Source organism: Rhodopseudomonas pentothenatexigens (genome assembly GCF_900218015.1).
Taxonomy (GTDB): Bacteria; Pseudomonadota; Alphaproteobacteria; order Rhizobiales; family Xanthobacteraceae; genus Rhodopseudomonas; species Rhodopseudomonas pentothenatexigens.
Genome location: NZ_UFQQ01000049.1, coordinates 1 through 14467, shown reverse-complemented (window position 1 = coordinate 14467; position 14467 = coordinate 1). Strand labels below are relative to the sequence as shown.

Sequence of the window (14467 nt, the reverse complement as noted above, 5' to 3'; positions counted from 1 at the left end):
TCGTACTCGGCCATCAGAAACCGCCATTTCTGGATGTAATTCCGCTCGATCGTCCGGTCGAAACTGTTGTCGCGCATCGAAGCCTCCCTGATGGGTGGATTCGATCACCGAATTATTGAACTTGCACAGCAATGACGGGGAGAGGCGTCTGCCTCACAACAGCTCGGAGATTCCCTTCGCGGCGCTGAGCAGCGCGACGCCGCCGAGGCTGGCAATCGAAACCCGGCGGTGCAGCCGCTCGCTGCCGCGACGGAAGCCCTGCTCACCGATCCAGGTCCCTAACACCATCACCGGCAACGCCATCGCGGCCAGCCACAGCACGTTCACGGTGGCAAGGCCGACCAGCGCGACACTGGTAAAGCCCGCAATGGAAGTGGCGAGGAAGAACACCAATAGCGAGGCGCGCACCGCGACGGCGCGAAACGGCCCCGACATGTAATACACGATCGCCGGCGGGCTCGGCATCGCGGCGAGGCCGTTGAACAGGCCGCACAGTATGCCGACGCCGGTCGTCACCGGCCGCGACGGGATCGTCTCGATGGCGAAGCCGCGACCGAGCACCACCACCGCCGCAGCGGTGATGGTCGCGATCACGATCCGCGCCACCGGTGCCGGCGCAACGCTGAGCGCCAGCGCTCCGATCGGCGAGCCGATCACCGCGCCGACGATCAGCCAGCGCAGCGAGGCCCAGTGGCAGTCGCGATGATTGCGGCGAAGATCGTTGAGCCCGCCGAGCAATTGCAGCAGCACCGCCACCGGCACGGCTTTCGCAGGCGGCATGAACATGCCCATCAGCGGCACCGCCGCGAGCGCAAAGCCGAACCCGGTGAAGCCGCGCAGCAGCGCTGCAGCCAGCACTGCGCTGAGCACACCCGCGATCGCCAGAGGTGACGGCAGCGTCGACAGGAAACTCGCAGACGCCTCGGCGATCAGCTCGTGCATCGCCGTCGTTACCGCATATCGATGACGACGGTCTTCTTCTTGGTGAAGTGCTCGAGCATCGCCTCCAGCGACGCTTCCTTGCCGAGGCCCGACTTGCGGAAGCCGCCGTAGCTCAGATTCGGCTGGATGGTGAGGTTCTGATTGACCTGAACGTAGCCGGCATCGAGCCGCTGCACGGTGCGCAGCGCGCTGCGCAGATCGTTGGTCCACACCGTCGCAGCCAATCCGAAATCGCTGTCGTTGGCGCGGGCGATGACGTCGTCCTCGTCGTCCCACGGCTGCACGCAGACCACCGGGCCGAAGATCTCCTCGCGCATCAGCGGCGAATCTTCGGGAACCCCGGTGATGATGGTCGGCTGCAGGAACAGCCCGTCCTTCAGATGCGCTGCGCCCGGCAGCTCGCCGCAGCGGTCGACCTTGGCGCCGACGGTGCGGGCTCCGAGATCGATATAGGATTCGACCTTGGCCTTCTGCCGCTGCGAGATCACCGTGCCGATATCGGTCGCTTCATCCAGCGGATCGCCGATCTTCAGCTTGCTCACCGCCTCGCGCAGCGCCGCCACGAAAGCGTCGATCAGCTTGGTATGGACGTAGATCCGGCTCGCTGCGGTGCAGCTCTGGCCCTGCCGGGTGAAGCGCATGCCGGCGATCGCACCGGCGACCACCCGCGCCATGTCGGCGTCGGGGTAGACGATCATCGGGCTCTTGCCGCCGAGTTCGAGGCTGACCGGAATGATCTTCTTGGCCGCCATCTGATAGATCAGCTCGCCGACCGCCTGCGAGCCGGTGAACGTCACCTTGGCGACCGCAGGATGCTCGACCAGCGCCGCGCCGCAGTCACGGCCGGTGCCGCAGATCACGTTGAGCACGCCGTCCGGCAGCAGCTTGGCCATCAGCCGCGCCATTTCGATGGTCGCATACGGCGCCTCCTCGGAGGCCTTCACCACCACGGTGTTGCCCGCCACCAGCGCCGGGGCGATCTTCAGCATCATCAGCACCAGCGGTACGTTCCACGGCAGGATCGCGGCGACGACGCCGAGCGGCTCGCGGCTGGTGTAGGTGAGAATCTGCGGATCGAACGGCAGCGTCTCGCCCTTCAGTTCGGAGGCGAGGCCGGCATACATCGTGACGATGTCGATCGCGGTCGCGACTTCGCCGCGGCATTCCGTTCGAATGGCTTTGCCGGTTTCCAGCGCCAGCACGGTGGCGATCACGTCGCTGTGGTCGGCGATCGCGCGCGCCGCGGCCGCGATCAGCTTGCCGCGCTGGCGCGCCGGCGTTGCGGCCCAGCCGGGAAACGCGGCCGACGCAGCCGCCACCGCGCGGGCGACATCGTCGCCGGTTGCGGCCGGCGCCTTGCCGATCAACTGAGCGGTGGCCGGATCGACGACGTCGAGCGTGGCGCCGCCGACGGACGGCACCAGAGCATTCCCGATCAGGTGACGGCCTTGAAGTTGCGAGATCACCTCCGACGCGGCGGGGGCGATGGCGGGATCGATGCGGGTGGCGATGTTGATCATCGTATCACCTTGGCGATCCAGTCGCTGCCGCGAAGGTCCAGCGTCACCCAAGCCATTGGGCCAGACGCCAGTGCTTCGCGTCTGGTCCGCCGAGACCGCGCCATCTGGTTCTAAGGCGTGAGCGGCGGCTCGTGACACGCTTTGCACGAAGCTGCCGGCGAGTCCGCACCAATCACGGAAGCGCTCGCGCGCCCACTACGATGGAATCGACATGTCCGATCTCGATACTCAGCGCTTGCAGACGCTGCATCAGCTCTTCGACGCGTTCAACCGCCACGACGGCGCCGCGGTGATGGCCACGATGACCGACGACATTGTGTTCGATGCCGCGGCTGGCCCCGAGGCTTGCGGTCGCCGGATCGTCGGCACCGCCGATGTCCGCGCCGCGTTCGAGACGACCTTCGCCACCTTCCCGGATGTGAGCTGGGAGTGCACCCGCCACGCCGTGTTTGGTGATCGCGGCGTCTCCGAGTGGATCTTCCGCGCCACCACCAAGGACGGCGGCAGGATCGAAGCCGAAGGCGTCGATCTGTTCGGCTTCCGCGACGGCAAGATCTGCAGCAAGACCGCGTTCCGCAAGGACCGCCCGGTGCTGCCGGCGACGGGGGCATCGGCATGAACAAGCCCGTGAAGACCCCGCCGCTCGCCGCCTACGATCCGCACTACGATCCCTTGGTCAGCGATGGTCCCGGCCGCAACCGCGACTACGCGCCGACTTACTGGACCGCGAATTGCGGCCCGCTGCCGGAAGACGACGGCCCGATCAGCCGCGATACCGACGTCGATGTCGCGATCGTCGGCTCCGGTTTCACCGGCCTCGCCTCCGCGGTGTTCCTGGCGCGCGAGCACGGCATCAAGGCCACGGTGCTGGAAGCCAATCGCGTCGCCTGGGGCTGCAGCACGCGCAACGGCGGACAGGGCCAGAACGCCGCCGGCCGATTGACGCGCTCGCAATGGATCGCGCGCTGGGGCCGCGATGTCGCGCTGAAGCTGCACGCCGAAGTCAGCGACGGCTTCGAAACATTCGAGGAACTGATCCGACAAAGCCCGATCGACTGCGAGCCACAGCGCGGCGGTCATCTCTACATCGCCCACCGTCCACGCAATTTCGAGAAGATCTCGGCCGAGGCCAAGGTACTGAGCGAGGTGTTCGGCGAGCCGACCAAGGTGATCTCGGCCGATCAGCTCCGGAGTGAGTACCTCAACGAGGCCGAGGCGGTCGGCGCCACGCTGGAGCCGCGCGGCACCGGCGTGCACCCGGCCAAGCTGGCATTCGGCTATCAGCAGATGGCGCGCGACCTCGGCGCCACCGTGCATCCGGGCAGCCCGGTGATCGAGATCGAGCACCGCGGCGGCGCATTCTATCTGCGCACCCCGGGCGGCACCGTGAAGGCGCGCGCCGTCGGCATCGCCACTGGCGCCTATACGGCGCCCGGCCTGACGCCGTTGCTGCGCGGCCGGTGCATGCCGATCCTGTCGAACTCGATCGTCACCCGGCCGCTGACTCCGGCCGAACTCGAAGCCACCGGCTTCAAGACCAAGCTGGTGCTGACCGATACGCGGACGCTGCGCTACTACTATCGGCTGCTGCCGGACAACCGCATCCAGATCGGCAGCCGCTCGTCGATCACCGGCGCCGATGCCGATGCGCCGAAGCATCTGCAGCTTCTGATCGACGGCCTGCACCGCAAGTTCCCGGCGCTGCAGGGCATCGAGATCGACTATTCGTGGTGGGGTTGGGTCGACGTCAGCCACGACATGATGCCGCGGATCTTCCAGCCCGATCCGGCACAGAAGCTGGTCTATGCGCTCGGCTACGGCGGCAACGGTGTGTCGTATTCGGCCCAGGCCGGCCGCCGCATGGCGCAGATGATCGCCGGACAGCGATTCAAAGGCCAGGACCTGCCGATCTTCACCTCGCCGCTGCCGACCCACACCTTCTCGCCGTTCCGCCGGATCGGCCAGCGCATGCTGTATCGCTGGTACCATTTCCGCGACGAAGCGGCGTAAGCCTCAAAGACAGCCGGTGCGAGCCGAAGGCGAAGCTCGCTCTGAGCATGAGCGGCCAACGAAAAATCCCGGCAGGTCCGACCTGCCGGGATTTCTGTTTCAGAACCGAACCGGCGCGATCTGCCGGCGAAGCCGAGAGCCGATCAGGCGGCTTTCTTCAGCGGGCGCACCGTCGCCGTCTTGGCACGGCGGACGTCGCTCACCGGCTGCTTGGCGCGCTTATCGAAGGCGTCGCCGGCGGTGAGCACCACCAGACCCGCAATACCGGCGAACGCGCCGGCCACCGCGACGGTGATCACCAGCGGATAGCCGAACACGTAGATCAGCGCGGCGCCGACAACCACGGCATTGAACAGGAAGAAATACGGCGCCTCCGGGCTGCCATGCTTGGCGTCCTTCACCAGCCAGCCGATCACAGGGATTTCGTAGAAGGCTTTAACCAGGAAGTTCACGGCGCTGCTCCTCTGACTGGACCGCTGCCATGTGGACGAGAACCGATATACGCCCTCGCTGCAGCCCCGCAGCGAGGGGCTCCGCAATGCAAACTTTAGTCTATCGCAACGCGGAAATTGTCAATCAGGAATGCGACGGATTCGCACTTCTGTAATATTGGAACCGACGAAAAGCGCAACTTTTCCGTGAACATCCCGCGCTGCGGTGTCGGGAAACCTCGCGCTAAGGCTCGTCGCCGGTCCAGATCCGGTAGCCGATTCCGGGCTCGGTCAGGATGACCTGCGGTTCGTCCGGCCGAGTTTCGATCTTCTGCCGCAGCTGGCCGACATAGACCCGCAGATACTGGGTATCGGAGGTGTGGGCCGGCCCCCACACCGCCGCCAGGATCTGCCGATGGGTGACGACCCGACCGGCATGGCGGACCAGGAAGGCGAGCAGGTCGAACTCTTTCGGCGTCAGCTTGATCTCCGCGCCGCCGCGCATCACCCGCCGCCGCACCGCGTCGATCTCCAGCCCGCCGACTGCGAGCGTCGCCGGTTCGTCGTGGCGCTGCATCCGGTGGCGCAGCGCGGCGCGCATCCGCGCCATCAGCTCACCGGTGGCGAACGGCTTGTTGACGTAGTCGTCGGCGCCGAGATCGAGCGAGGCGATCTTCTCGGCCTCGCGTTCGCGCGCCGACAGCACCACGATCGGCAGGTCGGACCAGCTCCGCACCTGGCGGATCACTTCCTTGCCGTCGCCATCGGCGAGCCCGAGATCGAGCAGCACGATATCCGGCGGGTGCGACGCGATCTGTCTGACCGCGTCGGTGACGGTCTCGGCATGATCAACCTCATAGCCGTTGGCTTCCAGCGCCGGCTTCAAGAATCGAAGGATTGCCGGCTCGTCGTCGACCACCAGCACGCGCGGCTTCCCGGTCATGGTTCGCGCACCTCGGTCGCGGCAGTGTTGACGAAGCTCAGGATCATCCGGGTGCCGCGGCCGGCTTCGACCGGGCTCACGGCGGCAATCGTTCCGCCATGGGCCTGCATGATGCCGCGAGCGATCGCAAGCCCAAGCCCGACGCCGCCGCGGTCATTGGAGGTGGCTTTGGCCGAACCGCTCTGCACGAACCGTTCGAAGATGTGCGGCAGATCCGCCGCGGCGATACCGGGCCCGTCGTCCGTGACCCGCAGCCGCACCCAGCCCGGCTCGACCTCGGCGTCGATCACGATCTGCGAGGTCGGCGGGGTGTGGACGACCGCATTGGCGACGATATTGCCGAGCGCCTGCTCGATCAGCGCCGCATCGGCGTATACCAGCGGGACGTCGGCCGGCCATTGCAGGACAACACCGTGCGAAGCGCCGCGACGCCGGGTCGCGGCGATCACCCGCGCCGCGATCTCGCGCAGATCGATCCAGTCGCGCCGCAATTCCAGTGCGCCGGATTCGATCCGCGTGATCGACAGCAGATTGCGCACCATCTCGTCGAGACCTTCGGCCTCCTCGCGGATATTGGCGAGCAGATCCCGTGTCGCGCTGGCGTCGATCTTGTCCCCATAGGTCAACAGGCTGGTCGCCGACCCCAGGATCGACGACAGCGGCGTGCGGAAATCGTGCGAGATCGACGCCAGCAGCGTGTTGCGCACCCGCTCGGTCTCGGTCGCGGTGCGCGCCAACACCATGTCCCGGGTCAGAACCGCGCGCTGCAGTGCCGCCGCGGTCTGCTCGGTGAGGGTGTCGAGCAGCGCCTGCGCTTCGGAATCCAGCGCCGCGCCGTCCTTGCCCTGCATCATCACACCGACCACCCCGTAGGTGGTGTCGCCGGTGCGCACCGGCAGAAACCGCCACGGCACGATCGGCAGCGTGCCGGTTTCGAATCCCGCGGCCTCCTTGTGGGTGAAGGCCCAACGCGCCGCCATGGTGGCGGCCTCGTCCAGCAGATCCTCCGGCGGCCATGCCGCGGCCAGCACCAGCTCGTCGCCCTGCGGCAGCAGGACCAGCACCGGCCGACCGAGGCTGGCATGGATCTCGCTCGCCGCGCCTTCGGCGATCGCGTCCATCGTCGCCAGTCCGGACAGCCGGCGGGTGAACTCATACAACCGGCGCATCGCCCGCACCCGGCCCGCCGAGACCCGCGCCTGTTCGCGCAGCCGGCCGGCGAGCGTCGCCGCGACCACAGCGACCACCAGATACACCAGCAACGCCAGCAACTCGTAAGGCTCGGCGATGGTGAAGGTGTAGAGCGGTGCGATGAAGAAGAAATTGTAGGTGAGGAACGACAGCGCCGACGCGAAGATCGCCGGCCCGACGCCGGACTTCACCGCGCTGAACAGCACCGCCATCAGGAACACCGCCGACAGGCTTGCCGCGGGAATCACCTGGGCGAGGCCGCGACTGACCAGCACCGCGCCGGCGACCGCCACGGCCGCATAAAGGAAGTGGGCGGGCGCCGAGGCGTTCATCCTTGCCGCCAGCGTCCGCTTCACCGGGACTGCCGAGTCCGCAGGCAGCGGCACCAGGTGGATGCCGATATCGGTCGAGCGCTGCATCAATCGCTGCGGCAGCGAGCGCTGCAGCCATTGCCGCAGCGTACCGCCGCGGGCGCGGCCGATCACGATCTGGGTGACGTTCTCGAACCGCGCAAAGCGCAGCAGTTCATCGGGCAGATCGTTGCCGGTCAGGGTGTGGATCTCCGCACCCAGGCTTTCGGCGAGTTTCAGCGTGGTATCGACCTGCTTGCGCGCCGCCGCGTCGAGTCCCACGCCGGAGCGCTCCACCGTCACCGCGATCCACGGCGCATCCATCAGGTCGGCGAGGCGCTTGGCGGTCCGCACCACACCGGGCGACGCCGCATCGGGGCCGACGCAGGCGAGGATGCGCTCCCCCGCCGCCCACGGCCCCTCGATTGCCTGCGCCTGCATCCGCTCGACCAGCGCGGCGTCCACCCGCTCGGCGGCGCGGCGCAACGCCAGCTCGCGCAGCGCGGTCAGGTTCTGCGGCTTGAAAAAGCTCTCGACTGCGCGTGCCGCTGTGTCCTCGACATAGACCTTGCCTTCGGCGAGGCGCTTGAGCAGTTCGTCGGGCGGCAGATCGACCAGGACGATTTCGTCGGCGCGGTCGAACACCTTGTCCGGCACGGTTTCGCGGACGCGTATCTTGCTGATCTTCAGGACGACGTCGTTGAGGCTCTCGAGGTGCTGGATGTTCAGCGTGGTCCAGACGTCGATGCCGGCGGCGAGCAGCTCGTCGATGTCCTGCCAGCGCTTCGGGTGCCGGCTGCCGGGGACGTTGGTGTGGGCGAACTCGTCGACCAGCAGCAGCGACGGCTTGCGCGCGAGGGCGCCGTCGAGGTCGAACTCGCGCATCACCCGATGCCGGTACACGATCGGGGCGCGGGGCAACTGCTCGAGCCCCTGCAGCACCTGCTCGGTCTCGCGCCGCCCGTGGGTCTCCACCAGCCCGGCGACGACGTCGCGGCCGCCCGCCTGTTCGCTGCGCGCGGCCGCCAGCATCGCGTAGGTCTTGCCGACGCCGGGGGCAGCGCCGACGAAGATTTTCAGCCGGCCGCGACCCTCCTTGCTGGCGAGCGCCAACAGGGCATCGGGGGAAGCGCGCGCGATGGCGGTTGTGGACATCAGGTACTCGGCCGATTCCGCCCTAATCTATCCAGCGCCAAGTTTAATTGCAGTACGTTGACGCGAGGTTCTCCGAACACGCCGAGATCGCGGCCTTCGATCCGGCTCTCGACCAGAGCGCGCAGCTCGGCCTCCGGCAGATTCCGCGCCCGGGCAATGCGCGAGACCTGGAACAGCGCGGCCTCGGGCGAAATCTCCGGGTCGAGGCCGCTGCCGGAGGTGGTGACCAGATCGACCGGCACCGGCGCCTTCGGGTTGTCCTGCCTGGCGGCGGCAACGTCGGCCGCCAGCCGGTCGGCCAGCGCCTTGCTGGTCGGGCCCAGATTGGAGCCGCCGGAAGCGGCGGCATTGTACGGCGCCGGCGCGGTCTTGCTCGAATCCTGCGGGTCCGGTGCGGTGGTGGCCGACAGCCGGCCGTGGAAGTACGTGTCGTCGGTGAATGACTGGCCGATCAGCGCCGAGCCGATCACCCGGCCGTCCTGTTCGATCAGACTGCCGTTGGCCTGGGCGGGAAACAGGGTTTGGGCAATCCCGGTGATCGCCAGCGGATAGATCAGACCGGTGAGGCAGGCGAGCGCGGCGAACGACACCAGCGCGGGGCGGATTTCCTTCAACATGGCGTCACCTTTTCTCAAGCGAGATGCAGCGCGGTCACCGCCAGATCGATGACCTTGATTCCGATGAACGGCAGCACCAGGCCGCCGAGGCCGTAGATCAGGAGGTTGCGCCGGAGCAGCGCTGCGGCCCCGACCGGCCGGTAGGTCACGCCCTTCAGCGCCAGCGGGATCAGCGCGATGATGATCAGCGCATTGAACACGATCGCCGACAGGATGGCGCTTTGCGGCGTCGCAAGCCCCATGATGTTGAGGGCGCCGAGCTGCGGATAGAACGCCACGAAGATCGCCGGAATGATGGCGAAGTATTTGGCGACGTCGTTGGCGATCGAGAACGTGGTCAGCGCGCCGCGCGTCATCAGGAGCTGCTTGCCGATTTCGACCACCTCGATCAGCTTGGTCGGATCGGAATCGAGGTCGACCATGTTGCCGGCCTCGCGCGCGGCCTGGGTGCCGCTCTGCATCGCGACGCCCACGTCGGCCTGGGCGAGCGCCGGCGCGTCGTTGGTGCCGTCGCCGCACATCGCGATCAGCCGTCCCTGAGCCTGCTCGCCGCGGATGTAGCGCAGCTTGTCCTCCGGGGTGGCCTGGGCGATGAAGTCGTCGACGCCGGCTTCCGAGGCGATCGAGGCGGCGGTGACCGGATTGTCGCCGGTGATCATCACCGTCTTGATGCCCATGCGTCGCAGCGCCGCGAAGCGTTCCTTGACGTCGGGCTTGACCACGTCCTTGAGGTGAATGACGCCGAGCAATCGTCCGCCTTCGGCGAGCCCGAGCGGGGTGCCGCCGGCACGGGCGATGCGATCTACCGCGGCGCGGAACGCCGGCGGCTCGACGACGTCCGAGCCGGTCTGGTCGCGCACGAATTTCAGCACCGAATCGACCGCGCCCTTGCGCAAGCGACGATCACCGAGGTCGACGCCGGACAGCCGGGTCGTCGCCGAGAACGGGATGAACCGCGCATCCGGCGAAGCGGCATCGGCCGACAGCCCGAACTTTTCCCGCGCCAGCGCCACGATCGATCGCCCTTCGGCGGTTTCGTCGGCCTGGCTCGCCAGCAGCGCCGCTTCGGCCGCCTCCTGCTCGCTGACGCCCGGCACCGGAATGATCTCGGAGGCGAGGCGATTGCCGAACGTGATCGTGCCGGTCTTGTCGAGCAGCAGCGTGTCGATATCGCCGGCGGCCTCGACGGCACGGCCCGACATCGCCAGCACGTTGAAGCGCACCAGGCGGTCCATGCCGGCGATGCCGATCGCCGACAGCAGCGCGCCGATCGTGGTCGGAATCAGCGTGACGAACAGCGCCACCAGCACGATCACCGAGATCGTGCCGCCGGCGTAGCTGGCGAAGCTCGGGATCGTGTCGACCACCACTACGAAGATCACAGTGAGGCCGACCAGCAGGATGTTGAGGGCGATCTCGTTCGGCGTCTTCTGCCGCTCGGCGCCTTCGACCAGCTTGATCATGCGGTCGAGAAACGACGAGCCGACCGCCGATGTGATCTTCACCACCACGCGGTCCGAGATCACCGTGGTGCCGCCGGTCACCGCCGAGCGGTCGCCGCCGGATTCGCGGATCACCGGTGCGGATTCGCCGGTCACCGCCGCCTCGTTGACCGAGGCGATGCCTTCGATCACTTCACCGTCGCCGGGAATGGTGTCGCCGGCCTCGCACAGCACCAGGTCGCCGACCTGCAGGCGCTCGGCGGCAACCCCTTCGTACAGCTCGGTGTTACCGGGCATCAGCAGCCGCTTGGCCGTCGTCTGAGCCCGCGTCTGCCGCAGCGTATCGGCCTGCGCCTTGCCGCGTCCTTCGGCGACCGCTTCGGCGAAGTTGGCGAACAGGATGGTGAACCACAGCCAGACCGCGATCTGCAGTTCGAACAGCATGTTGCCGCCGCCCATGACGGCGTCGCGGATCGTCAGAACGGTGGCGAGCGCGGTGACGACTTCGAGCACGAACATCACCGGATTCTTGATCAGCGTCCGCGGATCGAGCTTGACGAAGGCCTGGCCGATCGCCGGCAGCAGGATCGCCGGATCCAGCATCGTCGCCGAGGCGGTGCGCTTGCGCAGTTTCGAGACTTTCATGATCACTGCTCCGAACTAATAAGCGGCGCCTTGCAGCATCGACAGATGCTCGGCGAGCGGGCCGACCGCGAGCGCCGGAAAGAAGGTGAGGCCGCCGACGATCAGGATCGTGCCGACCAGCAGGCCGACGAACAGCGGCCCGGTGGTCGGGAACGTGCCGGCGGTGGCCGCGACCGAGGGCTTGGCGGCGAGCGAGCCGGCGATCGCCATCGTCGGGACGATCATCCAGAACCGGCCGAGAAACATCGCGACCGCACCGGCGAGGTTGTAGAACGGCGTGTTGCCGGAGAGACCGCCGAACGCCGAGCCATTGTTGGCCGCCTGCGAGGTGAAGGCGTACAGCACCTCGCTGAAGCCGTGAGGGCCGGCATTGCCCATCGACGCCACTGCGGACGGAACCACCACCGCGACCGCGGTGAAGCCGAGCATCAGCAGCGGCAGGATCAGGATCGCCAGCATCGCCATCTTGACCTCGCGGGCCTCGATCTTCTTGCCGACATATTCGGGGGTGCGACCGACCATCAGCCCGGCCAGGAAGATGGTGATCACCACGAACAGCAGCATGCCGTAAAGCCCGGCGCCGACGCCGCCGACCACGATCTCGCCGAGTTCCATGTTGATCAACGGGATCATGCCGCCGAGCGCGGTGAAGCTGTCGTGCATCGCATTGACGGCGCCGCACGAGGCCGCGGTGGTGACAACCGCGAACAGCGCCGAGGCCGCGATCCCGAACCGGGTCTCCTTGCCCTCCATGTTGCCGCCGGAGAGACCAAGCGCCTGCATCGCCTGGGTGCCGTTGGCTTCGGCCCAGTAGCAGACCGCGACGCCGGCGACGAACAGCACGCCCATCGCGGCGAGGATTGCCCAGCCCTGGCGCTGGTCGCCGACCATGCGGCCGAACACGTTGGTCAGCGCCGCGCCGAGCGCGAAGATCGCCAGCATCTGCACGAAGTTCGACAGCGCGGTCGGGTTCTCGAACGGATGCGCCGCATTGGCGTTGAAGAAGCCGCCGCCATTGGTGCCGAGCATCTTGATCGCGACCTGCGACGCCACCGGGCCGAGCGCGATGGTCTGCTTGCCGCCTTCGAGCGTGGTGGCGTCGATAGAGGGCCCGAGTGTCTGCGGAATGCCCTGCCACGCCAGGAAGATGGCGAGAATCGCCGCGATCGGCAGCAGCACGTACAGCGTACAGCGGGTGACATCGACCCAGAAATTGCCGACGGTCTTGGCCGAGGCGCGGGCGAAGCCGCGGATCAGCGCCACCGCCAGGACGATGCCGGTGGCGGCGGAGAGAAAGTTCTGCACCGTCAGTCCGAACATCTGGGTCAGATACGACAGCGTGCTCTCGCCGCCGTAGTTCTGCCAGTTGGTGTTGGTCAGGAACGAGATCGCTGTGTTGAGCGACAGATCCGCCGGCACTGCGCCCTGCGCCGCCGGGTTGAGCGGCAGCAGGCTTTGCAGTCGCAGCAGCCCGTACAGCAGCACGAAGCCGGCAGCGTGAAACAGCAGCATCGCCACCGTGTAGGTCAGCCAGTGCTGCTCGCGCTGCGGATCGACGCCGGCGAGGCGATACAGCCCGGCCTCGACCGGGCGCAGCACGGTGACCCGGCCGTCGAAAACCCGGGTGAGGTAGGCGCCGAGCAGCGGCGTCAGCGCCACCACGACGGCGCAGAACAGCGCGATTTGAGTCCAACCGATCAGGGTCATCGCCGGCTCCCTAGAACTTTTCCGGGCGCAGCAGCGCGACCACCAGATAGACCAGCACGGCGGCGCTGACCGCGGCGGCGAACGACAGGTCGAATGACATCGTTTCCTCCGTCAGATCCGGTCGCAGGCATAGGCGTAGCCGATCGTCGCGGCGAACAGCGCGGCGGCGAACAGCAGCATGAGAACGTCTAGCATCGAAGCCTCCTGAAAATCGGGCTGAGATGCAGCTACGGTGCGCCGCGTAAGGAAACGATGCGGAATTGCCGCGCTCGGTATAAAGACGGCGTAAGGCGAGTGCCGATGACAACCCGGCGGCGCGCCGCTAAATTGCCCGCGCGAGGCTCTCTAGGACATTGATGACAAAGCGCTTTCTCGTCACCGGCGGAGCCGGTTTCATCGGTTCGGCCGTGGTCCGGCGGCTGATCGGCACCACCGCGCACGAAGTGCTGGTGGTCGACAAGCTGACCTATGCCGGCAATTTGGAATCGCTGGCGCCGGTCGCAGGCGATCGGCGGTACCACTTTGTCCGCGCCGATATCGTCGACATGGCGACGATGCATCGGCTGTTCGCCGAATTCTCACCCGACGTGGTGATGCATCTCGCGGCCGAGAGCCATGTCGATCGCTCGATCGACGGTCCCGGCGATTTCATCCAGACCAATATCGTCGGCACCTATTCGCTGCTGCAGGCGGCGCTGCTGCACTGGAGGTCGCTGCCGCCGACCCGCAAGTCCGGCTTCCGCTTTCACCACATCTCGACCGATGAGGTGTTCGGTTCGCTGGGCGCCGAAGGCCTGTTCCGCGAAGATACGCCTTACCAGCCGAAATCGCCCTACTCCGCCTCCAAGGCGGGATCCGACCATCTGGTGCGGGCCTGGCATCACACCTACGGCCTGCCGGTGGTGATCACCAACTGTTCCAACAACTACGGTCCCTATCACTTTCCTGAAAAGCTGATCCCTCTGGCGATCATCAAGGCGCTGCACGGCGAAGCGATTCCGGTCTACGGCACCGGCGCCAACGTCCGCGACTGGCTGCACGTGGAGGACCATGCCGATGCGCTTCTGCTCGCCGCCGAGCGCGGCGAAATCGGTGAGAGCTACAATATCGGCGGCCGCAACGAGCGCACCAATCTCCAGGTCGTGCAGACGATCTGCCGGCTGCTCGACGAGCTCGCGCCGGACGCGGTGATCGGCCCGCGACAGGGGCTGATCAGCTTCGTCGCCGACCGGCCCGGGCACGACGCCCGCTACGCGATCGACGCCGGCAAGGTCGAACGCGAACTCGGCTGGCGCGCCCGCTACAGTTTCGACGACGGCCTGCGCCAGACCGTGCAATGGTATCTCGACAACCGAACCTGGTGGGAGCGGGTCCGTTCAGGCGTGTACCGCGGCGAGCGCCTCGGCGTGGCGGTCTAGCTGTGGAGCCTCAACAGGTTGTCCTCGGACAGGCCGAGGCGGCTGATGGGTATTTGTGACTTTATGCCGCCGTGGGGCCGGTGCCAATTGTATCGA

At 67.0% G+C, this 14467-nt stretch carries 12 protein-coding genes and 1 pseudogene; 3 read left to right on the top strand and 10 right to left on the bottom strand.

Annotated elements, in window-relative coordinates:
• Positions 1–153: 153 nt before the first annotated feature.
• Both DWA33_RS24390 and DWA33_RS24385 read right to left on the bottom strand, forming a co-directional pair.
• Positions 154–942, bottom strand: a complete 789-nt coding sequence (locus tag DWA33_RS24390) for a sulfite exporter TauE/SafE family protein (protein WP_114361067.1) — start codon at positions 940–942, stop codon at positions 154–156.
• Positions 943–950: 8 nt separating this feature from the next.
• Entirely contained in the window at positions 951–2462 is a 1512-nt protein-coding gene (locus DWA33_RS24385; RefSeq protein ID WP_114361066.1) for an aldehyde dehydrogenase family protein, read from the bottom strand.
• A 211-nt stretch (positions 2463–2673) separates the two neighbouring features.
• Here DWA33_RS24385 and DWA33_RS24380 point away from each other — a divergent pair, with 211 nt between their 5' ends.
• Both DWA33_RS24380 and DWA33_RS24375 read left to right on the top strand, forming a co-directional pair.
• Positions 2674–3081, top strand: a complete 408-nt coding sequence (locus tag DWA33_RS24380) for a nuclear transport factor 2 family protein (protein ID WP_114361065.1) — start codon at positions 2674–2676, stop codon at positions 3079–3081.
• Positions 3078–4472 carry an NAD(P)/FAD-dependent oxidoreductase gene (locus DWA33_RS24375; RefSeq protein WP_114361064.1) on the top strand — a complete coding sequence of 465 codons (1395 nt, stop codon included), beginning with the start codon at positions 3078–3080 and terminating at the stop codon, positions 4470–4472. Before DWA33_RS24380 ends, DWA33_RS24375 begins: the two co-directional genes overlap by 4 nt.
• 143 nt (positions 4473–4615) lie before the next feature.
• Here DWA33_RS24375 and DWA33_RS24370 read toward each other — a convergent pair whose 3' ends face one another.
• The 7 genes from DWA33_RS24370 to kdpF form a co-directional block, all read right to left on the bottom strand.
• A complete protein-coding gene (locus tag DWA33_RS24370; RefSeq protein ID WP_181902444.1) occupies positions 4616–4924 on the bottom strand; it encodes a hypothetical protein in 309 nt (102 codons plus the stop codon).
• Positions 4925–5147: 223 nt separating this feature from the next.
• Positions 5148–5846, bottom strand: a complete 699-nt coding sequence (locus DWA33_RS24365) for a response regulator (protein WP_114361063.1) — start codon at positions 5844–5846, stop codon at positions 5148–5150.
• Entirely contained in the window at positions 5843–8542 is a 2700-nt protein-coding gene (locus tag DWA33_RS24360; protein WP_114361062.1) for a sensor histidine kinase, read from the bottom strand. The genes DWA33_RS24365 and DWA33_RS24360 overlap by 4 nt, the downstream gene beginning before the upstream one ends.
• A complete protein-coding gene (locus DWA33_RS24355) occupies positions 8542–9159 on the bottom strand; it encodes a K(+)-transporting ATPase subunit C (RefSeq protein ID WP_114361061.1) in 618 nt (205 codons plus the stop codon). Before DWA33_RS24355 ends, DWA33_RS24360 begins: the two co-directional genes overlap by 1 nt.
• A gap of 14 nt (positions 9160–9173) precedes the next feature.
• A complete protein-coding gene (gene kdpB / locus DWA33_RS24350) occupies positions 9174–11246 on the bottom strand; it encodes a potassium-transporting ATPase subunit KdpB (RefSeq protein WP_114361068.1) in 2073 nt (690 codons plus the stop codon).
• A 15-nt stretch (positions 11247–11261) separates the two neighbouring features.
• Complete coding sequence (gene kdpA, locus DWA33_RS24345; protein ID WP_114361060.1) at positions 11262–12953, bottom strand: potassium-transporting ATPase subunit KdpA; 1692 nt, start codon at positions 12951–12953, stop codon at positions 11262–11264.
• Positions 12954–12963: 10 nt separating this feature from the next.
• Positions 12964–13053: a K(+)-transporting ATPase subunit F gene (gene kdpF / locus DWA33_RS24340; RefSeq protein WP_114361059.1), complete on the bottom strand. Its 90-nt coding sequence runs from the start codon at positions 13051–13053 to the stop codon at positions 12964–12966.
• Positions 13054–13309: 256 nt separating this feature from the next.
• Between kdpF and rfbB the strand changes: the two genes are divergently transcribed.
• A complete protein-coding gene (gene rfbB, locus DWA33_RS24335; protein WP_114361058.1) occupies positions 13310–14371 on the top strand; it encodes a dTDP-glucose 4,6-dehydratase in 1062 nt (353 codons plus the stop codon).
• Here the strand turns inward: rfbB and DWA33_RS24330 are convergent.
• Positions 14368–14467: pseudogene (locus tag DWA33_RS24330) on the bottom strand (IS481 family transposase); the annotation flags it as partial. The gene rfbB and the pseudogene DWA33_RS24330 overlap by 4 nt on opposite strands.

What these genes read in the sequence shown, in the direction of transcription:
- DWA33_RS24390 (WP_114361067.1), bottom strand. Translation starts at nt 942, where the DNA reads ATGCACGAGCTGATCGCCGAGGCGTCTGCGAGTTTCCTGTCGACGCTG.
- DWA33_RS24385 (WP_114361066.1), bottom strand. Translation starts at nt 2,462, where the DNA reads ATGATCAACATCGCCACCCGCATCGATCCCGCCATCGCCCCCGCCGCG.
- DWA33_RS24380 (WP_114361065.1), top strand. Translation starts at nt 2,674, where the DNA reads ATGTCCGATCTCGATACTCAGCGCTTGCAGACGCTGCATCAGCTCTTC.
- DWA33_RS24375 (WP_114361064.1), top strand. Translation starts at nt 3,078, where the DNA reads ATGAACAAGCCCGTGAAGACCCCGCCGCTCGCCGCCTACGATCCGCAC.
- DWA33_RS24365 (WP_114361063.1), bottom strand. Translation starts at nt 5,846, where the DNA reads ATGACCGGGAAGCCGCGCGTGCTGGTGGTCGACGACGAGCCGGCAATC.
- DWA33_RS24360 (WP_114361062.1), bottom strand. Translation starts at nt 8,542, where the DNA reads ATGTCCACAACCGCCATCGCGCGCGCTTCCCCCGATGCCCTGTTGGCG.
- DWA33_RS24355 (WP_114361061.1), bottom strand. Translation starts at nt 9,159, where the DNA reads ATGTTGAAGGAAATCCGCCCCGCGCTGGTGTCGTTCGCCGCGCTCGCC.
- kdpB (WP_114361068.1), bottom strand. Translation starts at nt 11,246, where the DNA reads ATGAAAGTCTCGAAACTGCGCAAGCGCACCGCCTCGGCGACGATGCTG.
- kdpA (WP_114361060.1), bottom strand. Translation starts at nt 12,953, where the DNA reads ATGACCCTGATCGGTTGGACTCAAATCGCGCTGTTCTGCGCCGTCGTG.
- kdpF (WP_114361059.1), bottom strand. Translation starts at nt 13,053, where the DNA reads ATGTCATTCGACCTGTCGTTCGCCGCCGCGGTCAGCGCCGCCGTGCTG.
- rfbB (WP_114361058.1), top strand. Translation starts at nt 13,310, where the DNA reads ATGACAAAGCGCTTTCTCGTCACCGGCGGAGCCGGTTTCATCGGTTCG.